Origin of the sequence: Xanthobacter dioxanivorans (genome assembly GCF_016807805.1) — a bacterium.
Lineage (GTDB): Bacteria > Pseudomonadota > Alphaproteobacteria > Rhizobiales > Xanthobacteraceae > Xanthobacter > Xanthobacter dioxanivorans.
On the sequence record NZ_CP063362.1, the window covers coordinates 1,560,891 to 1,585,153 of the forward strand.

A 24,263-nucleotide genomic window follows, 5' to 3' on the forward strand; every position below is an offset into this window, starting at 1 on the left:
CGACCCGCCCCTCCGCCGCCGTCCCCTGGCTTTGCGGCGGGCCGGGACGGCAGGCGGGGCCCACGGGTTCAAAGCCTTTCCTCCCGCAGCCGGGCCCTGGCCCGGCGCGGGGACGACCCAGACTTCCGCCGCCCCGGACCGCATCTTCCACGGCCCGGCCCGGCCCCCGGACCGCCCCGATCCCATGCACCATTTCAGCTACCGCACCGGCCGCCTGTTCGCCGAGGACGTGGACCTCACCCGTCTCGCCGCCGAGGTCGGCACCCCGCTCTACTGCTATTCCACCGCGACGCTGGAGCGGCACTACCAGGTGTTCATGGAAGCGTTCGCCGGGCGCGACACGCTCCTGTGCTATGCCCTGAAGGCCAATTCCAACCAGGCGGTCATCGCCACCCTCGCCCGCCTCGGCGCCGGGGCGGACATCGTCTCCGGCGGCGAGCTGAAGCGGGCGCTGGCGGCCGGCGTGCCCGCCGGGCGCATCGTCTTCTCCGGCGTCGGCAAGACCCGCGCGGAGATGGTGCAGGCGCTCGATGCCGGTATCCTGTGCTTCAACGTGGAGAGCGAGCCGGAACTGGCCGCCCTGTCCGAGGTGGCCACCAGCAAGGGGATGACCGCCCCGGTCTCCGTCCGTGTCAATCCGGACGTGGACGCCAAGACCCACAAGAAGATCTCCACCGGCAAGTCGGCCACCAAGTTTGGCATCCCCATCTCGCGGGCCCGGGAGGTGTATGACCGCGCCGCCGCTTTGCCCGGCCTCGCCATCACCGGCGTCGACATGCATATCGGCAGCCAGATCACCGACATGGCGCCGTTCGACAATGCGGTGACGCTGCTGGCCGAGCTGGCGCGCGACCTGCTGGCGGCCGGCCACCGGCTGCACCACATGGACCTCGGCGGCGGCCTCGGCGTGCCCTATGCCGCCTCCGACCCGGTGCCGCCCGCCCCTCGTGCCTATGCGGAGGTGGTGACGCGGGCGCTGGGCGACCTCAAGCTGCCGCTGGTGTTCGAGATGGGCCGCATGCTGGTGGCCAATGCCGGCATCCTGGTGACGCGGGTCATCTATGTGAAGCAGGGCGAGGGCAAGACCTTCGTGGTGGTGGACGCCGCCATGAACGACCTCATCCGCCCCACCCTCTACGAGGCACACCACGACATCATCCCCGTCGCCGAGCCGGCGCCCGACGCCGCCCTCGCCGTCGCCGACGTGGTGGGGCCGGTGTGCGAGACCGGAGACTTCCTCGCCCTCGACCGGCCGCTGCCGGAATTGAAGGCGGGCGACCTCCTCGCGGTGATGACCGCCGGCGCCTATGGCGCGGTGCAGGCCGGCACCTACAACACCCGCCCGCTGATCCCCGAGGTGCTGGTGCGCGGCGCGCAGGCCGCCGTGGTGCGCCCGCGCCTCGACGCCGACGCCATCATCGCCCTCGACCGCCCCGCCCCCTGGCTGGCGTGAAGGGCACGGCGCGAAAGGCTTGCCACGCGGTTCCCCGGACAAGCGACAGCGCAGCTGGAGCGCCGATCCAAGGCCCAGCGCAGGACCGCTGCGCAGCAGTCAATCTCCAGAGATGCTTCCCATAAGGCCGCCTTCGGCGCACTTGCGCGCCGGGCGCCGGCTCTCCTTCCGCTGCGCTGACGCTCCGCTCCCGTCGGCCGGGACGCGAGACCTTCTGCGCCCCTCACCCCCGCCGCAGCCCCTTCAGCCGGTAGAGCGCATCGAGCGCGTCGCGCGGGCTGAGGGCGTCGGGATCGAGATCGTCGAGGGCCGCCAGCAGCGCGCCGGCGACGGGATCGGCCGGCGCGACCTCGGCCGGCATCGCCTTGGGCCGGGCCGCGAAGAGGGGCAAATCGTCCACGAGGCGCTGCACCGGGGAGGCCCGCTCCGCCGCCTCCAGCTCCGCCAGCACCGCCCGCGCCCGGCCGATCACCGCCTCCGGCAGGCCGGCGAGCTTGGCCACCTGGATGCCGTAGGAGCGATCCGCCGCCCCCGGCACCACCTCGTGCAGGAAGATCACGTCGCCCTGCCACTCGGTGACCTTCACCGTGGCGTTGGACAAGCGCGCGCAGCGCTGGGACAGCGCGGTCAATTCGTGGAAATGGGTGGCGAACAGGGCCCGGCAGCGGTTCACCTCGTGCAGGTGCTCCAGGCTCGCCCAGGCGATGGACATGCCGTCGAAAGTGGCGGTGCCGCGACCGATCTCGTCGAGGATGACGAGGGAGCGCGGGCTCGCCTGGTTCAGGATGGCGGCGGTCTCCACCATCTCCACCATGAAGGTGGAGCGGCCGCGCGCCAGATCGTCCGCCGCCCCCACGCGGGAGAACAGGCGGTCGACGACGCCGATGCGGGCCGCGCGCGCCGGCACGAACGCCCCCGCCTGCGCCAGCACGGCGATGAGCGCGTTCTGCCGGAGAAAAGTGGACTTGCCCGCCATGTTGGGGCCGGTGACCAGCACGATACGCCCGTCCGCCGCGCCCTCGGGCGGGGAGAGGTCGCAGTCGTTGGGCACGAACGGGCCGCCATCCTTGGCCAGCGCCTGCTCCACCACCGGGTGGCGCCCGCCGGCGACGGCGAAGGCGACGCCCTCCTCCATGTGCGGGCGCACATGGGACTGGCCGGCGGCGAGCTCGGCGAAGCCGGCGGCCACGTCGAGGGCGGCGAGGGCATCGGCGGCGGCGCGGATGGTCTCGGTCTCGGCCACCACGGCGGCGGCGAGGCGGTCGAAGATGGCCTGCTCCAGCCCCAGCGCCCGCTCGCCGGCGCTGGCGATGCGGCTTTCCAGGTCGCCCAGCTCCACCGAGGAGAAGCGCATGGCCCCCGCCATGGTCTGGCGGTGGACGAAAACCTGATCGTGCGGCGCCTCCTTCAGCCGGTCGGCGTTCTGGGCGGAGACCTCCACATAATAGCCGAGCACCGCATTGTGCCGGATCTTCAGCGCGCGGACGCCGGTCTCCTCCACGTAGCGCCGCTCCAGCGCCGCCACCACGCGCCGGCTCTCGTCCCTGAGGGCGCGGGTGGCGTCGAGCTCGGCGTCGCAGCCCTCGCGCACGAAGCCGCCGTCGCGCCGGTGGGGCGGCAGGGTATCCGCCAAGGCGGCCGAGAGGTCGAGCACGAGGGCGTGTGACACCCGCGCCAGCGTGGCCACGCAGCGGGCGATGTCGGCGGGCGCCTCGGGGCCGAACAAGGCGGCGATGGAGAGCGCGCCGTCCAGCGCGTCGCGCACGGCGGCGAGATCGCGCGGCCCGCCCCGCTGCAAGGCGAGGCGGGTGACGGCCCGCGCCATGTCCGGCGCCCGCGCGAGCCCCTCGCGCAAGGTCCGGCGCAACGGGCCGTCCTCGGCAAGGAAGGCCACCGCGTCGTGCCGCTCGCGGATGGCGGCAAGGTCGGTGAGCGGCTCGGCGATGCGGCGGGCGAGCAGGCGCGCACCGGCGGCGGTCACGGTGCGGTCCACCGCCGCCAGCAACGAGCCACGCCGCTCGCCGGAGGTGGTGCGCACCAGTTCCAGGTTGGCGCGGGTACCGGCATCGATGGCCATGATGCCCCCCTCCGCCTCCTTGGCCGGGCGCGAGAGCAGGGGCTTCGCCCCGAGCTGGGTGCGGTCCACATAGGCGACGACGGCCGCCGCCGCGATCAGCTCCGCCCGCGAGAACGTGCCGAAGGCGTCCAGCGCCGCGACGCCGAAGAAGTCCGACAGCCGCTTCTCCGCCCCCGACCCGTCGAAGGACTGGCGCGGCAGCGGCGTCACCGCCGGGAAATCGCGCAGGAGCTCGCGCAGCTCGGCGTCCTCCAGCAGCGCGTCGGAGACGAGGATCTCCGCCGGCTCGACGCGGGCGAGGTCGCCGGCCATGTCGGCACGGGTGGTCGCCGCCACCCGGAAGGAGCCGGTGGACATGTCGGTGAAGGCCAGGGCGTAGGCGAAGTCCTCCGCCCCGGAGCCGGCCCGCACCCGGGCGAGGGCGGCGAGCACGTTCTCCCTGCGCGCGTCGAGCAGGGCGTCCTCGGTGAGGGTGCCCGGGGTGACGAGGCGCGTCACGTCGCGCCGCACCACCGACTTGGGGCCGCGCCGCTTGGCCTCGGCGGGGTCTTCCAGCTGCTCGCACACCGCCACGCGGAAGCCGAGGGCGATGAGCTTGTGCAGATATTCCTCGGCGCGCTCGATGGGCACGCCGCACATGGGGATATCCTCGCCCAGGTGCTTGCCGCGCTTGGTGAGCACGATGCCCAGCGCCTGCGAGGCCGCCTCGGCGTCGGCGAAGAACAGCTCGTAGAAGTCGCCCATCCGGTAGAACAGCAGGCTGCCCGGATTGGCCGCCTTGATCTCCAGATACTGCGCCATCATGGGCGTGACGCGCGCCTCCTCCGCCCGGACGGGCGCGGCGGGATCTTCGGAAGCAGGGGCTGCGGCGGTGCTGGCGCTCATGGCCGCACGGTACCGGGCGGAACCGGCAAAGTCAGCGCGGGCGCGGCCGCGATCGACAGAAAAGCGGGGATGGACCGGCGGGCCTGCGGGCTTCAGCGGCTTGCCCCCCGTCGTGCCCCGGCGTGTCCGGGGGATCCACGGCGGCGTTGCCCCCGAACCCCGCCCTTGGTCACCGAGGCGGAATGGCTGCCCCGGACACGCCGGGGCATGACGATGGGGGAAAGGCCCGGGGGCTCAGCCCCAAGGTCCGCGGCGCTGGCCGCCGCCCCAGGGCGTGCCGGGCGCCGGGCCGGTGGGCGCGGGGCGCGCCGCGCCGTAGCCGCCCGCCCCGCCGCCCATCCGCTGCGACAGCTCGCGCAATGCGGCGATGCGGTTCTCCACCGCCGGGTGGGTGGAGAAGAGATTGTCCATCCGCATCCCCGACAGGGGGTTGATGATGAACATGTGGGCGGTGGCCGGGTTGGCTTCTGCCTCATAATTGGGCACTTCATGCGCCGCGCCGGAAATCTTGGCCAGCGCCGAGGCCAGCACCATGGGCCGGCCGAGGATCTCGGCACCGCCGCGGTCGGCCTCGTATTCCCGCGAGCGGGAGATGGCCATCTGCACCAGCATGGCGGCCATGGGCGCGAGGAACACCATGAGGATGGTGCCGATGAAGCCGAACGGGTTGTTGTTGTCGCGGTTGCCGCCGCCGAACAGCAGGCCGAAGTTCGCCAGCATGGAGATGGCGCCGGCGATGGTGGCGGTGATGGTCATGGTGAGGGTGTCGTAATGCTTGATGTGCGCCAGCTCGTGCGCCATTACCCCGGCCACTTCCTCGGGGCTCAGGCTCTGCAGCAGGCCGGTGGTGGCGGCCACCGCCGCGTTCTGCGGGTTGCGGCCCGTGGCGAAGGCGTTGGGCTGCGGGTTGTCCATGATGAACACGCGCGGCAAAGGCAGCTCGGCCCGGCGCGCCAGCTCGTGCACCATCCGCACGAAGTCCGGCGCGGTGGTCTCGTCGACCTCGCGGGCGCCGTACATGCGGAGCACCATCTTGTCCGCATTCCAGTAGCTGAACAGGTTCATGCCTGACGCCACCACGAACGCGATCATCATGCCGCCGCGCCCGCCGATGGCAAATCCCACCACCATGAACAGGGCGGTGAGGCCCGCGAGCAGGATCGCGGTCTTCAGGTGGTTCATTCTCTCCTCCCGGCGCCGGTTGCGGCTCGAACGGCCGGCCGCGCCTCGCCCTAGAGGATGGGAACGGCCGGGGAGCGACGCAAGGGGAGGCGCGATGCCAGGCCCGCGCGGCGCCCGGGCGACAGCCTCCCGGCGTCGGCCGAAGGCTGCTGGTATCAGGTGTCGCGGGAGAGGCGGCTGGCCGGCACGCACTTCCAGCGCCCCACCTGCCACTGGGGGTGCTCCTCGCTCCACTGGGCGACGGTGAACTGCGACGACATCAGGCAGGCGGTCGGCGCGGCCGCTTCCATGGAAACGTTGATGCGCTCCTCCCGGCAGGTGGCGGGGGCGCTGATCAGGCAGGCGTAAAGCACGATGAACATGACGAATGCTTCCTCGGTCTCGACGAGCGTGCCTTCCCCTTCGTCTCCGGTCCCTTCCGCCTTCTCGCGAAGGCAGATCACATTACGGTCGGGCCCTTGTTCCGGTTCACCCGACGCGGCTTATGCAACAGCAAACGCAAAACCGATGCCAACATCAAGCCGGGGTCCGGGAGCCCCTTCGGAAAATCGGGAGGGAAATTGAACCCGCCCGCCCGCGAGCGTGCCGAAGCGAAGTCGCTCAAGGCGCCCGGCTCCGGAACCAATAGATGAGCCTGAGAGTGCCGACGGACTGGGCAAGCCGGTGCCGTTGCGCGGGATCGCCTTCGACGGCGGCTCGGGGATCGCGCGCGTCGAGGTCTCCTCCGAAGATGGGGCGGCCGTTCTGGGAGGCTGACGTCCACAAGATGATTTCGGCCCAACGTGCCGCGATCGACGAGAAAGACACCAAAGCATCATCGATTATCTGGCGGAAACCTATTAACCGGCGAAGAGGCCACGGTTATTTCCCATCCCCTGGCCCGCCCCCGGCGCCGCGCGTGTTCACAGTTCGTGCGGCTTGCTGGCGAGGCCCCGCTCGGCTAGTCTCCCGCGCGCTATCTGGTGAACCGGTTCGGCACTCCTGCCGGGCGCTGACAACAAGGGTAGGCGGCATATGACCGCTTCCCGGAATGCCTTCGGGGCGGTCATCCCTAGTCGATCTACGAGGGAGGGCATAAGGTGGCTAAGATTAACAAGGTTCTGATCGGTGAAGCGCTTGTCGGCGACGGCAACGAGGTCGCCCACATCGATCTCATCATCGGCCCGCGCGGCAGCGCCGCCGAGACGGCGTTCTGCAACAGCCTGACCAACAACAAGGACGGCTTCACCTCGCTGCTCGCGGTGCTCGCCCCCAACATGCCCTGCAAGCCCAACACCCTGTTGTTCAACAAGGTGACCATCAAGGATGCGCGGCAGGCGGTGCAGATGTTCGGTCCCGCCCAGCGCGGCGTCGCCAAGGCGGTGCAGGACGCGGTGGCCGAAGGCACCATCCCCCTGGAAGAGGCCGACGACCTCTATATCAGCGTCGGCGTGTTCATCCATTGGGAAGCGGCGGACGACGCCAAGATCCAGCAGTACAATTACGAGGCGACCAAGCTTTCCATCGAGCGCGCCGTCGCGGGCTTCCCCTCTGCCAAGGAAGCGACCGAGCAGCGTGACCTGGTGAAGCACCCCTTCGCCGCGGCCTAGAGCGGAAACCACCCTGGGCAGAGCGGCGCCCCTCCGGCCATGCCGAAGGGACTGCTTCAGCGGTTGGCCGCCATTTTTCTTGGTCGGTGACGATCCAAACCTTCGACCGGCGGTGGCCTCCACCGCCGGTCGTTTCATATGAGAATGGGCTTGCGGCGCTGGCCTCCACCGCCGGTCGTTTCATATGAGAATGGGCTTGCGGCGGTGGCCTCCATCGCCAGTCGTTTCATCTGCAAGGACCGCAAGGTCAGCGGTCGCGGCGGATGAAGGCGCCGAAGGCGCGCGGGCCGTCGCCCACCGCCGCCGTTCCCACCACCTTCAACGCCCCGGTGTCGATGACGGACAGGGTGTTGTCGAACCAGTTGGCCACATAGACCCGCCGCCCGTCACCCGAGGCGGCGATGCCTTCGGGATATTCGCCCACCGGGATGGTGCCGCGCGGCGCCAGGCTCTCCACGTCGAAGACACTGACCGTGCCGGCATACTGGTTGGTGACGAAGGCGAGCGCGCCGGACAGCGCCACCGCATAGGGCCGCGCCCCCACTTTCACCGTGCCCACCACCGCGCGCGCGGCCACGTCGATGACGCTGACGTCGTCCGAGCCCACATTGGCGGTGTAGGCGCGCGTTCCGTCCGCCGAGAGGGTGAGGCCGAACGGCCGCCGGCCCACCGGGATCACCGCGACCCGCGCCAGGCCCACCGCATCGATGACCGAGACCGTGTCGTCGTCGCGGTCGGCGCAGAGCACGAAGGCGCCATCGGGCGTCACCGCCAGTCCGGACGGCGAGGCCCCGGCCGGCGCGGTGCGGATCGCGTCGGGGTGATCGGGATCCACCACGAACAGGCGGGCGGCGTACCAGTCGGCGACGAACACCGGCGCGCCGGCCGGCGCCACCGCCACGCCCAGCGGCCCGCCCTCCAGCGCAATGCGGGCGACGACACGACGCGCCTGCGTGTCGATGACGCTGAGGGCCTTGCCCTCGGGGCTGGTGACGAAGGCGCGCCGGCCATCCGCCGTCACCGCGACGCCCGCCGGCTGGCCCGGCACGGGGATGCGGCCGACGAGACGGGGCAACGCCCCGTCGCCGCCGCCGAGATCCACCACCGCCACCTCGTTCGCCGGCTGGTTGGTGACGAAGGCTTCTTCCGCCCGCGCCGCGACGGACGGCGCGACGGCGAATGCGAACGCCGCCCCCAGCGCGAGGGCGGCCGCCCCCGGCAGGAGGCTGTTCAGTTGCCCTTCTCCAGCTTCGCCTTCAGCCCGTCCAGCCCGCCCCGGTAGACGCCGGTGACCGCGGCGATGGCGGCATCGTCGTTCAGCTCCGGCGGGGGATCGTTGTTGGGATAGCCGCGATAGAAGGCGCCGCGCCACTCCACCTTGGTGTGGGTGGCGTCGATGGGCGTGACCGTGATGGTGGACGAGTAATTGGTCACCGGCAGGACTTTCACGTCCACTTCGGTGATGCGGTAGGAATAGCTCTTCTGCTCGGGCTCGAACTTGTAGAGCACCTCGTCGATGGTGCCTCCGCCCTGGAGCGTGAGGTGGCGCGTGGCGTCGATGGCGTTGCCGCCCTGCCCGGTATTGGCGGTAACCGCCGGATGCCACGTCATGTCCTGGAAATTGCCGATGGCAGCCCACACCTTGTCGGCGGGGGCATTGATCTCCACGCTCTCGGTCACCTTCTTGCGCGTCGGCCCGTGAGCGTCGGCGGCCACGGGCAGAAGGGCGATCGAAAGCGTCGCCACGGCGGCAAGCAAAAGCTTCATGAACACATGTCCTCCGGTGTGCCGGCCCTTCGCGCGGGCCTGTCTTCAGTGCGCCAGCGCCGGCAGGCCCGGCGCCAGGATGCGGTTCTTCATCAGGTAGCGCACGCCGCGCAGCCAGGACTCGTCCGTGTTGCCGCGGATGTCCACCTGGCCGACACGCAGCATCCGCGCCTCGCCCCCCACCTCCCGCACGCTCAGGGTGAAGGTGAGGATGAGGTTGGAGATCTTGCGCACCATGCCCAGCACTTCGAGCCGCGCGCCGGCCGCGCCGGCGATCTCCGCCTCGCAGCCGTTGCATTTGTAGAACGGCCCGAGATCATCGATGCGCGCCGCCTCGGGCGCCAAGTCCACCGGCGTCATCTCGCCGGATTCGGCGATGAGGCGGTTGAGTTCCGCGTTCACCAGCCTGAGCCGCCCGGCCTGCTCGGCGCGCATCTCCGGCCGGATGTCGAGGGTGTCGTCGAAGAACTCGAAGCCGAACACCGCCGTCGGCACCGGAGCCGCCGGCGCCCCGAAGGCGGGCAGCCAGGAGCCCGCGAGCCAGGAGCTGGCGAGCCAGGCCGAAAACAGTATGACGTGCACGCGCCGCATGACCGGGAACCTTTTCCGGGAGGAAAGGTCTCACAGCCGGGCGGGGCGTGGCAAGACAAGATCATCTTATTGTTTTCTTAGATCTATTTGGTTGCCTCCTGCCGATGATGGTGTCTAGATCTTCCCGACTTTGGCACCGGGATCGTCCCGCATCATGCTGCTGCGCGCCTTTCACCTCCTGCTTTCGATGGCCGCCATCGCCGCGGTTCTGTCGGGGCCGGCGCGCGCCCAGCAGCCGCTGGCGACCAAGCCGGCCGAAGCTACGCCGGTGGAGGTGAAGCCGGTGGAGGTGAAGCTTGGCCTCCTCACCCGCGCCGTCCCGCCGCCGCCGCTCTACGACCTCCTCGCCGTGCCGGAGGACGACGCGGTGGCCGGCGCCGAGCTGGCGGTGAAGGACAACAACACCACCGGCCTGTTCACCGGCCAGAGCTTCGCGCTGGAGACCACCACCCTGGCCGAGGACGAGGACGCGGCGGAGGCCGCCCGCGCCCTCGCCGAGGGCGGCACGCGCCTCCTTCTCGTCAACCTGCCCGGCGACGACCTGCTCAAGGTCGCCGACGCGGTGAAGGACAAGGGCGTCGTCGTCTTCAACGTGGGCGCGAGCGACGACGCGTTGCGGGCCGAGGAGTGCCGGGCCAACGTGTTCCACGTGGCGCCGAGCCGCGCCATGCTCACCGATGCGCTGGCCCAGTTCCTCGCCGCCAAGCGCTGGTCGAAGCTGTTCCTGATTGTCGGGCCGCAGCCGGCCGACCTGCTCTATGCCGAGGCGCTGCGCCGCTCGGCGAAGAAGTTCGGCCTCAAGGTCGTGGCCGACAAGCCGTGGACCTTCGGCCCGCTCGGGCGCGACCGCTCCGACAGCATCACCCGCTCCGATGCCCTCGTCTTCAGCCGGGGCGTGGATGCGGACGTGATCGTGGTGGCGGACGAGGCCAATGACTTCGGCAACTACATTCCCTTCCGCACCTTCGAGCCGCGCCTGGTGGCGGGCACGCAGGGGCTCACCGCCTCCACCTGGCACCCGGCGCAGGACGCCTGGGGATCGGCCCAATTGCAGAGCCGCTTCCTGCGCGCGGCGTCGCGCACCATGCGCCCCGCCGACTACCAGGCGTGGGTCGCCGCGCGCATGATCGGCGAGGCCGCCACCCGCACCGGCGGCGCCGACCCGGCGGCCATCGCCAAATTCCTGCGCACGCCGGACTTCAGCCTCGCCGCCTTCAAGGGGGTGCCGGTGAGCATCCGCCCGTGGGACCAGCAATTGCGCCAGCCGCTGCTCATCGCCCAGCCCCTCGGCATCGTCTCGGTGGCGCCGGAGGAGGGCTTCCTGCACCAGCGCACGCCCCTCGACACGCTCGGCACCGACGCGGGCGAATCCAGATGCCGCTTGAAATAGGCGCCGCCTGAAACAGGGGCCGCTTCAAATGAACGTGCGCGCCAAGCGCCGGATGTCCGGAGGACACGCTTCGATGACCCGTCTCGCCCCCTTCTCGCCCCGGGACGGCTCGCGCCGCTTCTCGCCGGCGCCGCCGCCCTCCTCGCCGCCCTCCTCGCCGCCGACGCGGCGTCGGCCTATACGGTCTACGTCTCCAACGAGCGCGGAAACTCCATCAGCGTCATCGATTCCACGACGCTGGAGGTGAAGCAGACGGTGAAGGTGGGCCGGCGCCCGCGCGGCATCACCATGAGCCCCGACGGCAAGGTGGTCTATGTCTGCGCCAGCGACGACCACTCGGTGCAGGTGATCGATCCGGTGAGCCTGAAGATCCTGCGCAAGCTCAAGTCCGGCCCGGATCCGGAGCTGTTCGCCCTGCACCCCACCGGCAACCCGCTCTACATCGCCAACGAGGACGACAACCAGGTCACCGTCCTCGACGTGGAGGCCAACAAGGTCATCGCCCAGGTGCCGGTGGGCACCGAGCCCGAGGGCATGGCGGTGAGCCCGGACGGCGGCACGCTGGTGGCCACGTCCGAGACCACCAACATGGCCCACTTCATCGACACCAAGACCAACAAGATCGTCGGCAACGTGCTGGTGGACGCGCGCCCACGCTTCGCCGAATTCTCCGCCGACGGCAAGACCCTGTGGGTGTCCGCCGAGGTCGGCGGCACGGTCTCGGTGATCGATCCGGCAACGCGCAAGATCATCAAGAAGATCGACTTCAAGATCCCCGGCGTCTCCAAGGAGGCGATCCAGCCGGTGGGCGTGCGCATCACCAGGGACGGCAAGACCGCCTTCGTGGCGCTCGGCCCGGCCAACCGCGTGGCGGTGGTGAACGCGCAGACCCTCGAGGTCGAGAAATACCTGCTGGTAGGCCAGCGCGTGTGGCAGCTCGCCTTCACCCCGGACGAGAAGCTGCTGTTCACCACCAACGGCAATTCCAACGACGTCTCCGTCATCGACGTGCCCGAGCTCAAGGTGGTGAAGTCCATCAAGGTCGGCGGTGCCCCGTGGGGCGTTGTGGTCTCCCCGCAATAGGTGGCATTTTCCCTGTGTATTCCCGCCGGCAGAAACGGAGCGAAAGCGCAGTGGAAGGAGAGCCGGGGATGCAGCGCAGGAGTCCGCCGCAGGCGCTTCATGCCCTGAGCGTCCTCTGACGTTTCGTCTGCTGCGCAGGCGTCTTGCGCTGGACCCCGGCTCTCCTTCCGCTGGCGCTCCAGTCGGCCGGGGCACGGAAAGAAGAAGAAAGCGCATGAACGGGATGGAAGCGCCGGCGCTGGAGATCGACCGGGTGAGCCACGCCTTCGGCAAGAGGCTCGCCCTCGACGACGTGTCGCTCACCGTGCCGGCGGGGCGGTTCGTGGCGCTGCTCGGCCCCAACGGGGCGGGCAAGACCACCCTCTTCTCCCTGGCGACGCGGCTCTACACCACGCGCACGGGGCGCCTGCGCATTTTCGGGAAGGACCTCGCCAGCCACCCCTCCGCCGCGCTGGCCGAGCTCGGCGTCGTGTTCCAGAGCCGGACCCTCGACCTCGACCTCTCGGTCCGCCAGAACCTTGCCTATCACGCGGCGCTGCATGGCCTGGCCGGCCGCGCCGCCCGGGCGCGCATCGCGCACCTGCTCGGCCGCGTCGGGCTCGGCGAGCGGGCGGACGAGAAGGTCCGCACCCTGTCCGGCGGGCAGGCGCGGCGGGTGGAGATCGCCCGCGCCCTCATCCACCGCCCGCGCCTGCTGCTGCTCGACGAGGCGACGGTGGGGCTCGACCTCGCCTCCCGCGCCGACATCGTTGCGATCGTGCGGGGGCTGGTGGCGCAGGAGGGGCTCGCCGTGCTGTGGGCCACCCACATCTTCGACGAGGTGCAGGCGGAGGACGAGATCTACGTGCTCGACAAGGGCCGCATCATCGCCCGCGGCACGGCGGGCGAGATCATCGGCGGCGTGGCCGGGCCGCCCTCCGCCCCGCCGGCCGAAGGGGCCACGGCGTCGCTGGAGGCGGCGTTCCGCGCCATGACCTCGGCGCGCTCCGAGGATGCCGCATGAGGACGCCAGCATGAGCGACGCCGCGCTCCCGCCCCCCGCCATCTCGGCCTCGCCGGCCATGCGGTGTGCCTCGGCGGCATCGTCAGCCGCGAGCTGCTGCGCTTCGTGCAACAGAAGGAGCGCTTCCTCTCGGCCCTGGTGCGGCCGCTGGTCTGGCTGTTCATCTTCGCCGCCGGCTTTCGCAGCGTGCTCGGCGTCTCCATCATCCCGCCCTACGACACCTACGTGCTCTACGAGGTCTACGTGACGCCGGGCCTGGCGGTGATGATCCAGCTGTTCAACGGCATGCAGTCCTCCCTCTCCATGGTGTACGACCGCGAGGTGGGCTCCATGCGAGTGCTGCTGACCAGCCCGTTCCCGCGCTGGTACCTGCTGTTCTCCAAGCTGGTGGCGGGGGTCGCGGTGTCGCTGGCGCAGGTCTACGTCTTCCTCGCCATCGCCCGGCTGTGGGAGGTGGAGATGCCGCCCATCGGCTACCTCGCGGCGCTGCCGGCCTTCGTGCTCACCGGGCTGATGCTGGGGGCCATCGGGCTCGTCATCTCCTCGCTGATCCGCCAGCTGGAGAATTTCGCCAGCGTGATGAACTTCGTCATCTTCCCCATGTTCTTCGCCTCCTCCGCCCTCTACCCCCTGTGGCGGATCCGCGAGTCCAGCGAGCTGCTCTATCTCGTCTGCCTGCTGAACCCCTTCACCCATGCGGTGGAGCTGGTGCGCAACGCGCTCTACGGCGTGTTCGAGCCCACCGCCTTCCTCGTCGTGTCCGGCACCGCCATCGTCTTCTTCGCCCTCGCCGTCATCGCCTACGATCCGGGGCGCGGCATCATGGGGCGGCGCGGCGGTCCCAAAGGAGAAGCCACATGATGCATCGCATGATGCGCCTGCCCCGCTCAGCCCTCCACCCTCTCGCCATCGGCGCGGCGCTCCTGGCCGGGGTGGTCGCGATGCCCGCCGCCGCCCAGCCGAAGCCCGATCCGGACTGGCCCTGCGTGCAGAGGAAGACGCCGGACATCGACCTCGCCCAGGTGTGGAGCGGCCCCGATCCCGTCTCCGCCGGGAAGTGGACCGACGACCAGGACGCCGCCACCCTGGCCCAGAAGCTCGCCTCCCGCCGCACCCCGCTGGACCAGGTGGACGGCCTGCTCGACGCCTTCGTGCAGGCGGCGGGCCCGCAGGCCAACGCGCAGCTGCTGCGGGTGATGGCGGGCGTCTTCGAGATCATCAATTCCGAGCGCGCGCGCATCATCCACGGCATCGAGCGCTATGCCCGCGGCCAGCAGCGGCTCGCCGACCGGGTGCGGCAGGAGGGCGAGGCGGTGAGCAAGGCCAAGGCGGGCCCGACCGCTGGCCCGGCCGCCCCCGAGACCGCCGAGGCGAAGGCGCTGGAAGAGCAGCTCGCCTGGGACAGCCGCATCTTCGACGAGCGCGCCCGCTCCCTCACCTATGTGTGCGAGACGCCGGTGATCCTTGAGCAGCGCGCCTACGAGCTCGGCCAGAAGATCGCCGCGCGCATGAAGGCGGGGTGAGGCGACCGCGGTCCTTGCCCTGGATCCCGGCCCTTTGATCCCTCTCCCAACCGTCATGGCCGGACGCGTCCGGAGGCCATGGTCGGTCCGGGACCCAGCGCAAGGACTCGCCGCGCCGCGGGGCAATGCCCGATGCCGCCATGGGGGAAGCGCCTTCGGCGGACGCCCGCGCTGGGCCCCGTCGCGCATTCCGCTCACGCAGCATGCGTCCGGGGCACGCGGGCGGCATGGCACGTCGAGAGCGCGCCGGGAACGCTCGAAGCGCCTCGCGGTGCTCAGGTGCCCCCGCCGGGAAACGTCTTGCTGAAGACCTTGTTCTCCGTGTCCTCCGCCCGCACCGCCACCGGCTCGGCCGAGGCCCGGTAGCTGAAGCGGAAGGTGGGGTCCTCGGAGACGGAGATGCCGCCCTCCATGGCGAAGAGCAGCCGGTCGCCCTGGCGCACCTCCACCTCGCGCACGAACCAGGCGGGGGTGTAGCCGCGCGTCGCCTCGTCCATCTGCAGGCCGGAGAAATTGGGATGGCGGATCTGCACCTGCGCCTCCGCCTGGCCGGAGCCGGCGAAGGAGCGGAAGCGCATGTCGCCGAGATGGGTGATGGATTCGGCCGTGTCCTTGGTGGCCGGCGCCGAGCAGCCGCCCGCCGCCTTCACGAAGGCCTTGGTCATGTGCAGGGCGCCGTCGCTGGTTTCGGCCACGGCGCGGACGAAGGAGTAGGAATTCACCCGCACCCGCAGCGACAGGGTGAAGTCCCTCTGCCCGGGGCCGAAGGTGAAGCGGCCCGCCATGGGGGCGGGATTCTCGTCCACCACCAGCGTCACCGACCGGAAGCTGCGCGGATCATCCGCCGGCAAAGCGAGGGCGATGGTGATGGGAACGATGGCCGCGTCCTCCGCCCGCCCCGGCGCGCTGAGGGTGACGAGGCCGTCCGCCGCCTCCGCGATCGCCTTGCCCGGGAAGAGGTCGGGACGGATGGCGGCCCAGGTGGCTTCCCGTTCCGTGCCTTCCCGCTCGGTGGCTTCGCGTTCCGTGATCTCCCGTTGCGTGGCCTGCCCCCCGCCGGCGGTCTCCCCGGAGGCGCCGGAGGCCGGCACCGGGGCGCGGCCCGCCTGCGCCCGGCCTTCGCCGACGCCGACCAGGGCGGCGAGGGCCACGGCGAGGCCGAGGGCGGTCGCCGCGAGGGCAAGGCCGGCGCCGGGCATGGACAGGGGCGCGCGCCGCACCGGCGCCTTCGGCCGGGTGGCCCGGCGCGGGGTGGTCCGGAGCGCGGGAGTCCGCAGCGGTGGAGTCCGGGTCATGGCGTTGCCTCCTCGGATGGCGTGCCGCGGGCGATCATCGCGCCGCCCGGCCGGCCCGTTCCCGTCGCATTTCCCCGCCGCCCCTCACGGGCGCGGCTCCAGCGGCGCCAAAGGCAGGCCCGCCTGGGCCCAGCCGTCGGTGCCGTCGGGAAACCAGGACACGTTGCGATAACCGTAGGCCAGCGCCCGCTTCGCGGCATTCCACGACATCCAGCACTCACGCTGGCAGAAGATGACGAGGGGCGCATTCACATCACCGCGAGAGACCTCGGCGAGCCCGGCGCGGAAATAGGCCTCGGTGTCCGCGCTCAGCGCGCCGAAGCCCACATTGGCGAGCCAGACGGCGCCGGGGATGCTGGCATGGGGCGGATCGCGCCACACGGTTCCGGCCGGCAGATTGGCCGGGCGCGGCGGGCGCGGCAGCACGTCGATGAAGAAGGCGCCGCCGGCCCGCCAGATGGCCGCCGCCGCGTCGACCGCAAGCACGCGGGCGCCGGCGAGGGTGGCCGGCGTGGGGGCGCGATAGGCATCCTGGCGATAGTCGGCGGGCTCCGGCGGCGGCTCGCCGGCCGCGGCCGGCCGCGCGGGGAGGAGGGCGAAGAGGAGCATTGCGGCGAAGCGGCGGGAGCGCCCGCCCGCGGCGCGGCGCCGGCCGCCGCTCACGGCCTGCGGCCCGCGTCGGGGCTCGATCCGGTGACGAGCTGGTCGTCATCGTCCAGCAGCGGCACGTGGTAGGCCAGGAGCACCTTGTCGATGTCGGCGGCACGCTTCCGCAGCACCCGGTTGAGCACCTGCTTCCAGTCGTGGTCGGTCTGCCGCACGCCCATGGTGATGCGATAGGTCATGGACGGCCGCTCGCCCTCCTTCAGCAGCGGCACCGTCTTCAGCGGCACCGCGGCCTTGGCGGCGAAGGCCCCGGCGGTGGGGCCCCACAGCAGCGCGCCGTCGATCTCGCCCTTGGCGAGGTCGTCGATCATCTGCTCCGCCGGCGAATCGAAGCGCCGGTCCACCAGCAGCGAATAGGTGCGCGAGGTGGGCAGCAGGCCGTATTCCAGCAGGCGGTCGGCCGGCGGGGTGGCCGCCATCACGCCGAGCCGCTTGCCCTTGAGGCGCGGGTCGGAGAGCTGCTCCACCCCGTCGAGGGGGCCGCCGGCCTTCACCAGCAGCACGTAGACCGACTGGTAATAGGGATTGGTGTGCAGCACCGGATCGGCACCGGCGGCGTAGCCGATGACCACGTCGCACAGCCGCTTGCCGAGGGTATTGCGCACGAAGCCCGGTCCCTGCGGCATGAAGTAGTAGCGCACCGGAACCTTGAGCTCGTCCGCCACGATCTCGGCGATCTTGTTCTCGAAGCCTTCGCCGGCCGTGCTGGAATAGGGCATGTTGGCGGGATCGGCGCAGACGCGCAGGGCGTCCGCCGACACCTGGTCGGGGATCTGCTGGCCTCCCGCCCCGCTGGGCGTCAGCAGCAGGATCGCCGCCAGCGCCCCGCTGGCGAGGGAAGCGAGGAGCGGCGCGAACCGCTCCCTGGAGCCCGGCCCCGCGGCCACGAAGCGGGGAAGCACGCCATGGGCTTGCGCGGTCGCGTTTTCGTCCGGCGAAGCGGTCTCCCCCTCACCCGAAAGCGCTCTATTCTCCAAGGCAGGCCTTTTCCGCATCGATCGTCCCCTGAGACTTGTCGTCCCGCTTGGCCGGGCGCACGCGGCCCATGGCCTCGTCGGATCGGGCGCGCAGATAGACGTAGATGTCGTCGAGGTAGCACATGACGTTCTTGTTGAGCCCGAAGGACGGCATGACCTTGTCGTTGCCGCCGCCCACGTTCACGCGCCCGCCGACCACGACCTCGTTGAACTGGTCGTAGTTCATGGTCTTGAGCGAATCGATGAGGGCCGGGGCGTAGGTGGAGCCCATGCCGTCGGGGCCGTGGCAGACGTGGCATTCGGCGTGGTAGCGCCGGTAGCCGGAATAGGTGAACCAGTCCACCGTGCCGTCGGGCTTGATGTTGTAGGTGGGCGCGCCGGCGGCGTCGAAATACTTCCCGTCCTCTTGCTTCACCGCCTTGGGACTGGCCGGAGCCGGGTCGGCGGCGGACGCGGGCAGGATGGCGCCGGCCAGTTGAAACACAAGCGCGGCAGAAATGAATGCGCCGGCGCGTGTCAGTTTGACTGATGAAACCACACGAATTCTCCAAAGCGGCAGACAAGAGCACGGGCCGATCGGATCGCACCGCAACCGGATCGGCCAACGCGTTCTTTTTCCTACGTTCAGAGGGCGATTCACCGATCAGCTTGAGTCAATCCGATCGGATCGCGCTCTAGGGGCTGGCGCGCGCGGTCGATCCGGCTGGCGCCGGTGACCGTGGCTTGCGCACCTGTCGATGAGCGGGGCCGTCCGCCGCCCGTGGGCGTGCCGACCCTCCTTCCGAGGCATCGCACGATGCGCTCCGGGGGCTCCGGGGGCGGCGGCGGCCAGTCCTTCCGGACCTGGCCGGCCGATCCGTTCCCCGGGTCCGGGACGGAAGCCCGCCCGGTCGGTCCGGACGGGCGTCCCGCCTCCCGCATCACTGCGGGATGGCGAACACCGTGAGCTGGCCGCCGAGGGCGGTGTAGCTGCTCAGGGCCGCATAGCCGCCCACGGCGCCGAGGCCGGCGTTGGGATCGGTGAGACCGGCCGCGAGGCCGATGCCGGCCCAGCCGCCCACGCCCGAGAGCACGGCCACGTACTGCTTGCCCTGGTGGGTGTAGGTCATCACGTTGCCGATGATGCCGGACGGGGTCTTGAACTTGTAGAGTTCCTTGCCCGTCTTGGCGTCCACCGCCTTCAGATAGCCCTCGAGGGTGCCGTAGAACACCACGCCGCCGGCCGTGGCGAGCGCGCCGGACCACACGGAGAACTGCTCCTTGTTGGACCACACGATCTTGCCCTGGCGGGCATCCCACGCGATGAAGTTGCCCATCCCGCCGTGGCTGTTGGGGGCGGGGAACATGCTGAGCGTGGCACCCACATAGGGCTGGCCGGGGGTGTAGCTGACGCGGAACGGCTCGTAGTCCATGCACACATGGTTGGTGGGCACGTAGAACAGGCCGGTGTCAGGCGAGAACGAGGCCGGCTGCTGGTCCTTGGTGCCGAGCGCCGCCGGGCAGATGCCGGTGGTGTTCACGTCCTCGCCCTGCTTCTCGGTCGAGTATTTGGCGACCACCAGCGGACGGCCGAAGGTGGGGCTGTTCTTGTCCATGTCCACCTTGGTGGCCCAGTTCACCGCGGGGTCGTACTTCTCGGCCACCAGCAGCTCGCCGGTCTTGCGGTCCAGCGTGTAGCCGAAGCCGTTGCGGTCGAAATGCACGAGGAGCGGACGGTTCTGGCCGCCGATCTGCTGATCGACGAGGATCATCTCGTTGATGCCGTCATAGTCCCACTCGTCGTGGGGGGTCATCTGGTAGACCCACTTGGCCATGCCGGTGTCGGCGTCACGGGCGAAGATGGTCATGGACCACTTGTTGTCGCCGGGGCGCTGCTTCGGGTTCCAGGTGGAGGGGTTGCCCGAGCCGTAATAGATCAGGTTGGTCTGGGGATCGTAGGAATACCAGCCCCAGGTGCAGCCACCGCCGGTCTTCCACTGGTCGCCCTGCCAGGTCTTCAGCGAGGAATCCTTGCCGACCGGCTTGCCGAGATCCGTGGTCTTCTCCGGATCGAGCAGGATTTCACTGTCCGGCCCCATGGAATACGCGCGCCAGGCCTGCTTGCCGGTGGCGATGTCATAGGCCGTGATGTGGCAGCGCACGCCGAACTCGCCACCGGAGATGCCGACGATGAGCTTGTCCTTCACCGGCATGACGGTGGCGGTGTTGGTCTCGCCGCGCTTGGGATCGCCGTTCACCATGGACCACGCGACCTTGCCGGTCTGCGCGTCGAGCGCCACCACCTTGGTGTCCGCCTGGTGCAGGAAGACCTTGCCGTCGGCATAGGCGAGGCCGCGATTGACCGTGTCGCAGCACATCACCGGGATCACGTTCGGATCCTGCTTGGGCTCATACTTCCAGATGATCCGGCCTTCGTTCTTCAGGTCGAGGGCGTAGACGATGTTCGGGAACGGCGTGTGCACGTACATCACGTCCCCGACCACGAGCGGCGAGCCTTCATGGCCGCGCAGCACGCCGGTGGAGAAGGTCCAGGCGACCTGGAGCTTGTTCACGTTCTCCGTGTTGATCTGTTTCAGCTTGGAATAGCGGGTGTTGGCATAGTCGCCGGTCTGCAGAACCCACTGGTTCGGGTCCTGGGACAGCTTCAGCACACTTTCATTCGCACGCGCGGGCATGCCGGCAAAAACGGTCGCCGCCGCCGCCGCGGTCAAAACCAAAAGACGTCTCATCCGGGCTTCCTCCGATGGATGCGCGCCCGCCTCCACGCACTCCGATTGAGTGCTCATGGACCGGGTAACGCACTGAGCGTTGTTGTCGCCTTGGGGGACTCCATCTACTTCGGCAGCGTGTCACGACCGGCGTGATGCCCTGAAGCCTTGCGGTGACAAAGGGTCCCGCAGGCCTGCGAACCAACCCCGCGTTCCCCGCACGGAGCTGTTGAAGCCGAAGCTGAGAGGAACGTAAGCAATGTTCTCTCCGGAAGCAATACGCCAAACGTCTGGACCGGGGAGAGATTTATTCTGCACCTGCGAAGTAACCGTTTGCACCTATTGCGTTGCACCAATTCCGCAGCGTAACAACCGGCAGCTTGGCCAGCCGGCTCACTCCCACTCGAATTCATGGTAGGCGGCGGTGGCGTTGCGGGCGTTGAAGTCATCGAAGAGCTGCCAGTTCCCCGCCTCCCCGCGCCCCGCCTCGCCGGCCGCCTCGGCCATGGTGCGGCCGGCGCGGATCATGCCGCGCACATCGTCGGAAAGCCGCCCCAGGTAGCGCTCGGTGGGCTCCGCCGCCTGCGGCCAGGGGGCCGAGGCCGGCCCGTGGCCGGGCACCACCCGCGCCACCGGCCGGCGCTTGAGCTCGGCCAGGAGCGCGATCCAGCCCGCCGCCTTGCCGTCGAGGGCCGGCACATGGCCGAGAAACAGCAGGTCGCCGAGGAACCAGGTGCCGGTGGCCTCGTCGAGCACGGTGAGGTCGGTGGCGGTGTGGGCCGTGGGCCAGGCTTCCAGGCGCAGCGGGCGGTCGCCGAGATCGAGCGTGAGCGCGTCGGCCACCGTCACGTCCGGCGGCACGATGCGCGTGCCCGCGGCGGCCGCGCCCACGAGGCGCGCCGTCGCCGACAAATAGGCGTCCGCCCGCGCCGCCAGCGCCTGCGGCAGGTTGCGGTGGCCGACGAAGGAGACCCCCGGCCCGGCGAAAGCCGCATTGCCGAGCACATGGTCGGGATGCATGTGGGTGTTGATCACATAGCGCACGGGAAGCGGCGTGCGCGCGCGGATCGCCGCCCTGAGCGCCTCGCCCGCCTTCAGGCTGCCGCCGGTATCGATCACCGCCACCGCATCGCGCCCCACGATGAAGCCGGCATTGCCGACGAAGCCGAGATTCCTCGGCAAAGCAAGGGCATAGGGCGCCTGATGGACGAAGACGCCCGGCGCCACCTCCACCACCGCGAACGGCGCGGACGCGGTCTGGTTTTCCGCCGGGCCCGGTTGCACCGCAGCATCGTCGGCCTGGGCCGGCGCCGCCCAGGGGGCGAGGAGTGCGGCGAGCAGCCGCATGACGCATCGCCTCTTCATGGGTCCGCCTCCTCCTCCCGCCGGCGCCGCGCCGGCGCGCGGCTCACGCCTCCCGAAGCGCCGGAAGCCGCTCGGCGAGACGCGCCCGCTCGGCCTCGATCCAGTCCGCCGTGCGCGTCCCGCGCGGCGCCGCCAGCCGCACCTCCTCCACCAGCCGGGTGGGGCGGGCGGCCAGCAGCACTAGGCGGTCGGCGAGCTCCAGCGCCTCGCGCACATTATGGGTCACCATGAGCACGCTCATGGTCTGCCGGGCGGCGGCGAGGGCCACGTAGCGGCGCAGCTCGCCCGCTGCCTGGGCATCCAGCGACACGAACGGCTCGTCGAGCACCAGCAGGTCCGGCTCCACCGCCAGGGCCCGCGCCAGCGACACCCGCCGCGCCAGCCCCAGGGACAGCTCGGCGGGGTAGCGCGCCCGGTGGCCCGCGAGGCCGAAGCTCTCGATGAGGCCGCCCAGGTCCACCTTGCGCCGGTCCGGCGGCAGCACAAGGCGGATGTTCTCCTCCACCGTGCGCCAGGGCAGGAGGCGCGGCTCCTGGAAGGCGATGCCGATGGAAAGCCGCGCCGGGTCCGGCGTCACCGTGCCGGTGAAGGCGCGGTCGAGGCCGGTGAGAATGCGCAGGGTGGTGGTCTTGCCGCAGCCGGACGGGCCGATGAGGCACAGGAACTCGCCACGCGCGAGCGCAAGGTGAAGATCGCGCACCGCCTCCATGGCGGCGCCGTCGGGCCGCACATAGGTCTTCTGCGCGATATGGGCTTCAAGCAGCACCGAGCCGCCAGCGTCGGGCATGGGATTCGAAGGGTTGCAGGACAAGATATTCGATGGCCAGCATCACCGCCATGAAGGCGAGGGAATAACCGAGCACCGCGGCGACGTCGAACAGCTGGAAATAGACGGAGATGGCGTAGCCCACCCCGTTCGGCCGGCCCAGGAGCTCCACCACCAGCACGATCTTCCACACCAAAGCGAGGCCCGAGCGCGCCGCGCCCGCCACATAGGGCTGGAGCTGCGGCAGCACCACATGGCGCAGCCGGTCGGCGAAGGACAGGCGGAAGGCCGCCGCCATCTCGTCCAGCTCGGGGGAGAGGGCGCGGGTGCCCTCGCGCAGCAGCACCGCCACGGTGGGGATCTTGTTGAGCGCCACCGCCAGCACCGCCGCCGTCTCGGTGAGGCCGAGCCAGATGTAGCAGAGCACGGTGAGGACCAGCGCCGGCGTGTTGAGCAGCACCACCAGCCAGGTGTCGAAGGCCCGGTCCAGCCGCCTCAGCCGGCCGAAGGCGAGGCCGATGCCGCAGCCGATGGCCATGGCGAAGGTGAAGGACACGGCGACCCGCGCCAGGGTGATGGCGAGGTTCGACAGCAGATCACCGGTGGTGGCCTCGCGGCCGATGAAGGCGAACACGGCGGCCGGCGCCGGCAGGTTGGGGCTGGCGGCGAGCAGCGCCGCGCCCTGCCACAGCACCAGAAGCATCAGCAGCGAGGCGAGCCGCACGGCGATGCCGGGCACGAACGCCCTCATCGCGCCGCGCCTTCGCTGGTCCAGTAGAGGTCCGGCGGCAAGGTCGCGGCGGCCCCCACGAGCCGCGCGCCGCCGAGCTGCGCCAGCACCGCATAAAGCTGCGCGGCGGCGGCGCGGTCGGCGGCGAGGGACAGACGCGGGATGCCGGCGACGAAGCCCCGGCGCAGCGCCTGGAACGTCGCATCGTCCGCCGCCTGCATCTGCGGCCGCACCTGCGCCCAGAGCGGATCGGACACGCCCGGCTCCGCCGCGAGCGCCGCCTTTGCGGCCCGCGAGGCGCGGGCGAAGGCGTTCACCGCCGCCGGATTGGCGCGGGCGAAGCCGCCGTCGAACACGTAGCCCACCAAGGTAGGCTCATGCGGCACGCCGAAGCCCGCCACCAGCTCCTCGACGCTGACGAGGCGGCGGAAGCCCTTCGACTCCAGGCGGGCGCAGAAGGTCCAGTAGAGCAGGGCGGCGTCGAGCCGGCCCTGCTCCAGCTCCGCCGCGAGCAAAGGCGGGGCGGCGAACACCGGCTGGGCGGCGGCCTCCAGATCGAGCCCCGCCTGCTTGAGGGCGGCGGCCTTCAGCATCAGCCAGCTCTTGTCGAGGGCGCCGCCGGCGACCCCGAGGCGCTTGCCGGCGAGGTCGGCGAGGGAGCGGATGGGGGAGCCCTGCGGCAGCATCACCGCGCCCTCGGCGGAGGAGAAGGGGAGGTAGTAGAGATCGCGCCCCTCGGCCTTGACCCGCGCCGCCCACAGAAGGTCGCTGACGAAGGCGTCCACCCCGCCGGCCATGAAGGCGATGCGGCCGGCGTCGTTGGTGGCGAAGCGCTGGGGGGCGAGGCCGTCCGTGTCCTTGAGGCCGAGGGCGGTCATGGCGGCGAGCTCCCACGCCGCCGTACCGAACTGCAGCACGCCGAGGCGCAGCGCCGGCCCGTCACCGGCAACGCCTCGACCGGCGACCCCGCCGGCGGCGAGCGCACCGCCGGCCAGCGCGAGCATGCGGCGCCGCGTCAGCATCGCGCGTCCCTCCCCGGATTGGCCCCGGCACGGGCGCACGCGCCCCGCCGTTCGCCGCCACTGTGGCGAGGGCCGGCAATGGTGTCCATAACGATCTGAAACAAAAGGCATTTCTGAGAGGAACTTAAGAGGGCCCGGCGGGGAAGAGTTCCCGGGGCCGGCCAGCCTCACGCCGCTTCGGCGCGGCCCTG

Annotated in this window: 21 protein-coding genes and 1 pseudogene; 7 read left to right on the top strand and 15 right to left on the bottom strand. The window is 70.6% G+C overall.

Annotated elements, in window-relative coordinates; all coding sequences use genetic code 11:
• Positions 1-184 precede the first annotated feature (184 nt).
• The gene (gene lysA, locus EZH22_RS07400; protein ID WP_203195054.1) at positions 185-1,453 is read left to right on the top strand and encodes a diaminopimelate decarboxylase; all 1,269 of its coding nucleotides are present in this window, start codon (positions 185-187) and stop codon (positions 1,451-1,453) included.
• A gap of 223 nt (positions 1,454-1,676) precedes the next feature.
• Here the strand turns inward: lysA and mutS are convergent, their stop codons facing one another.
• The 3 genes from mutS to EZH22_RS07415 all read right to left on the bottom strand — a co-directional run bounded on the left by mutS (position 1,677) and on the right by EZH22_RS07415 (position 5,959).
• Positions 1,677-4,415: a DNA mismatch repair protein MutS gene (mutS, locus tag EZH22_RS07405; RefSeq protein WP_203195055.1), complete on the bottom strand. Its 2,739-nt coding sequence runs from the start codon at positions 4,413-4,415 to the stop codon at positions 1,677-1,679.
• A 234-nt stretch (positions 4,416-4,649) separates the two neighbouring features.
• Positions 4,650-5,597, bottom strand: coding sequence for a zinc metalloprotease HtpX (gene htpX, locus EZH22_RS07410; RefSeq protein WP_203195056.1), 948 nt, complete (start codon positions 5,595-5,597; stop codon positions 4,650-4,652).
• A gap of 155 nt (positions 5,598-5,752) precedes the next feature.
• Complete coding sequence (locus tag EZH22_RS07415) at positions 5,753-5,959, bottom strand: hypothetical protein (RefSeq protein ID WP_203195057.1); 207 nt, start codon at positions 5,957-5,959, stop codon at positions 5,753-5,755.
• Positions 5,960-6,676: 717 nt separating this feature from the next.
• Between EZH22_RS07415 and fae the strand changes: the two genes are divergently transcribed.
• Complete coding sequence (fae, locus tag EZH22_RS07420) at positions 6,677-7,186, top strand: formaldehyde-activating enzyme (protein WP_203195058.1); 510 nt, start codon at positions 6,677-6,679, stop codon at positions 7,184-7,186.
• A 247-nt stretch (positions 7,187-7,433) separates the two neighbouring features.
• Here the strand turns inward: fae and EZH22_RS07425 are convergent, their stop codons facing one another.
• The 3 genes from EZH22_RS07425 to EZH22_RS07435 are packed head-to-tail and all read right to left on the bottom strand — an operon-like array spanning position 7,434 to position 9,544.
• Entirely contained in the window at positions 7,434-8,420 is a 987-nt protein-coding gene (locus EZH22_RS07425) for a YVTN family beta-propeller repeat protein (protein WP_203196436.1), read from the bottom strand.
• The gene (locus tag EZH22_RS07430; protein WP_203195059.1) at positions 8,417-8,953 is read right to left on the bottom strand and encodes an SRPBCC family protein; all 537 of its coding nucleotides are present in this window, start codon (positions 8,951-8,953) and stop codon (positions 8,417-8,419) included. Before EZH22_RS07430 ends, EZH22_RS07425 begins: the two co-directional genes overlap by 4 nt.
• A gap of 45 nt (positions 8,954-8,998) precedes the next feature.
• Positions 8,999-9,544: a DUF3280 domain-containing protein gene (locus tag EZH22_RS07435; protein WP_203195060.1), complete on the bottom strand. Its 546-nt coding sequence runs from the start codon at positions 9,542-9,544 to the stop codon at positions 8,999-9,001.
• A 154-nt stretch (positions 9,545-9,698) separates the two neighbouring features.
• Here EZH22_RS07435 and EZH22_RS07440 point away from each other — a divergent pair, with 154 nt between their 5' ends.
• The 5 genes and pseudogenes from EZH22_RS07440 to EZH22_RS07460 all read left to right on the top strand — a co-directional run bounded on the left by EZH22_RS07440 (position 9,699) and on the right by EZH22_RS07460 (position 14,543).
• Positions 9,699-10,934 (top strand): ABC transporter substrate-binding protein, encoded by a 1,236-nt coding sequence (locus tag EZH22_RS07440; RefSeq protein ID WP_203195061.1) that lies wholly within the window; start codon positions 9,699-9,701, stop codon positions 10,932-10,934.
• Between the two features lie 111 nt (positions 10,935-11,045).
• Positions 11,046-12,017, top strand: a pseudogene (locus EZH22_RS07445) (PQQ-dependent catabolism-associated beta-propeller protein); the annotation flags it as partial.
• A gap of 214 nt (positions 12,018-12,231) precedes the next feature.
• Complete coding sequence (locus EZH22_RS07450; protein WP_203195062.1) at positions 12,232-13,020, top strand: ABC transporter ATP-binding protein; 789 nt, start codon at positions 12,232-12,234, stop codon at positions 13,018-13,020.
• 63 nt (positions 13,021-13,083) lie between these two features.
• Positions 13,084-13,881: an ABC transporter permease gene (locus EZH22_RS07455; RefSeq protein WP_203195063.1), complete on the top strand. Its 798-nt coding sequence runs from the start codon at positions 13,084-13,086 to the stop codon at positions 13,879-13,881.
• Positions 13,878-14,543 (top strand): hypothetical protein, encoded by a 666-nt coding sequence (locus EZH22_RS07460; RefSeq protein ID WP_333473706.1) that lies wholly within the window; start codon positions 13,878-13,880, stop codon positions 14,541-14,543. Before EZH22_RS07455 ends, EZH22_RS07460 begins: the two co-directional genes overlap by 4 nt.
• A 275-nt stretch (positions 14,544-14,818) precedes the next feature.
• Here the strand turns inward: EZH22_RS07460 and EZH22_RS07465 are convergent, their stop codons facing one another.
• From EZH22_RS07465 to EZH22_RS07505, 9 genes are all read right to left on the bottom strand, one after another.
• Positions 14,819-15,838, bottom strand: coding sequence for a quinoprotein dehydrogenase-associated SoxYZ-like carrier (locus EZH22_RS07465; RefSeq protein WP_231711360.1), 1,020 nt, complete (start codon positions 15,836-15,838; stop codon positions 14,819-14,821).
• Between the two features lie 84 nt (positions 15,839-15,922).
• Complete coding sequence (locus EZH22_RS07470) at positions 15,923-16,447, bottom strand: PQQ-dependent catabolism-associated CXXCW motif protein (RefSeq protein ID WP_203196439.1); 525 nt, start codon at positions 16,445-16,447, stop codon at positions 15,923-15,925.
• A gap of 50 nt (positions 16,448-16,497) precedes the next feature.
• A complete protein-coding gene (locus EZH22_RS07475) occupies positions 16,498-17,406 on the bottom strand; it encodes a substrate-binding domain-containing protein (protein WP_231711361.1) in 909 nt (302 codons plus the stop codon).
• A 64-nt stretch (positions 17,407-17,470) separates the two neighbouring features.
• The gene (locus EZH22_RS07480; protein ID WP_408647724.1) at positions 17,471-17,965 is read right to left on the bottom strand and encodes a c-type cytochrome, methanol metabolism-related; all 495 of its coding nucleotides are present in this window, start codon (positions 17,963-17,965) and stop codon (positions 17,471-17,473) included.
• A gap of 436 nt (positions 17,966-18,401) precedes the next feature.
• Complete coding sequence (gene xoxF5, locus EZH22_RS07485; RefSeq protein WP_408647725.1) at positions 18,402-20,156, bottom strand: lanthanide-dependent methanol dehydrogenase XoxF5; 1,755 nt, start codon at positions 20,154-20,156, stop codon at positions 18,402-18,404.
• Positions 20,157-20,582: 426 nt separating this feature from the next.
• The gene (locus EZH22_RS07490; protein WP_203195067.1) at positions 20,583-21,554 is read right to left on the bottom strand and encodes a quinoprotein relay system zinc metallohydrolase 2; all 972 of its coding nucleotides are present in this window, start codon (positions 21,552-21,554) and stop codon (positions 20,583-20,585) included.
• Positions 21,555-21,597: 43 nt separating this feature from the next.
• Entirely contained in the window at positions 21,598-22,341 is a 744-nt protein-coding gene (locus EZH22_RS07495) for an ABC transporter ATP-binding protein (protein WP_203195068.1), read from the bottom strand.
• A complete protein-coding gene (locus EZH22_RS07500) occupies positions 22,310-23,071 on the bottom strand; it encodes an ABC transporter permease (protein ID WP_203195069.1) in 762 nt (253 codons plus the stop codon). The genes EZH22_RS07495 and EZH22_RS07500 overlap by 32 nt, the downstream gene beginning before the upstream one ends.
• On the bottom strand, positions 23,068-24,072 hold the full coding sequence (locus EZH22_RS07505; protein ID WP_203195070.1) for an ABC transporter substrate-binding protein: 1,005 nt from the start codon (positions 24,070-24,072) through the stop codon (positions 23,068-23,070). The genes EZH22_RS07500 and EZH22_RS07505 overlap by 4 nt, the downstream gene beginning before the upstream one ends.
• Positions 24,073-24,263 lie beyond the last annotated feature (191 nt).

Bases quoted from the DNA above. Each gene is read 5' to 3' on its own strand.
- EZH22_RS07440 (WP_203195061.1), top strand. From the start codon at position 9,699: ATGCTGCTGCGCGCCTTTCACCTCCTGCTTTCGATGGCCGCCATCGCC.
- EZH22_RS07415 (WP_203195057.1), bottom strand. From the start codon at position 5,959: ATGTTCATCGTGCTTTACGCCTGCCTGATCAGCGCCCCCGCCACCTGC.
- EZH22_RS07490 (WP_203195067.1), bottom strand. From the start codon at position 21,554: ATGAAGAGGCGATGCGTCATGCGGCTGCTCGCCGCACTCCTCGCCCCC.
- EZH22_RS07500 (WP_203195069.1), bottom strand. From the start codon at position 23,071: ATGAGGGCGTTCGTGCCCGGCATCGCCGTGCGGCTCGCCTCGCTGCTG.
- EZH22_RS07495 (WP_203195068.1), bottom strand. From the start codon at position 22,341: ATGCCCGACGCTGGCGGCTCGGTGCTGCTTGAAGCCCATATCGCGCAG.
- EZH22_RS07465 (WP_231711360.1), bottom strand. From the start codon at position 15,838: ATGACCCGGACTCCACCGCTGCGGACTCCCGCGCTCCGGACCACCCCG.
- EZH22_RS07430 (WP_203195059.1), bottom strand. From the start codon at position 8,953: ATGAAGCTTTTGCTTGCCGCCGTGGCGACGCTTTCGATCGCCCTTCTG.
- xoxF5 (WP_408647725.1), bottom strand. From the start codon at position 20,156: ATGCCCGCGCGTGCGAATGAAAGTGTGCTGAAGCTGTCCCAGGACCCG.
- lysA (WP_203195054.1), top strand. From the start codon at position 185: ATGCACCATTTCAGCTACCGCACCGGCCGCCTGTTCGCCGAGGACGTG.
- EZH22_RS07505 (WP_203195070.1), bottom strand. From the start codon at position 24,072: ATGCTGACGCGGCGCCGCATGCTCGCGCTGGCCGGCGGTGCGCTCGCC.
- mutS (WP_203195055.1), bottom strand. From the start codon at position 4,415: ATGAGCGCCAGCACCGCCGCAGCCCCTGCTTCCGAAGATCCCGCCGCG.
- htpX (WP_203195056.1), bottom strand. From the start codon at position 5,597: ATGAACCACCTGAAGACCGCGATCCTGCTCGCGGGCCTCACCGCCCTG.
- EZH22_RS07460 (WP_333473706.1), top strand. From the start codon at position 13,878: ATGATGCATCGCATGATGCGCCTGCCCCGCTCAGCCCTCCACCCTCTC.
- EZH22_RS07450 (WP_203195062.1), top strand. From the start codon at position 12,232: ATGAACGGGATGGAAGCGCCGGCGCTGGAGATCGACCGGGTGAGCCAC.
- EZH22_RS07435 (WP_203195060.1), bottom strand. From the start codon at position 9,544: ATGCGGCGCGTGCACGTCATACTGTTTTCGGCCTGGCTCGCCAGCTCC.
- EZH22_RS07470 (WP_203196439.1), bottom strand. From the start codon at position 16,447: ATGCTCCTCTTCGCCCTCCTCCCCGCGCGGCCGGCCGCGGCCGGCGAG.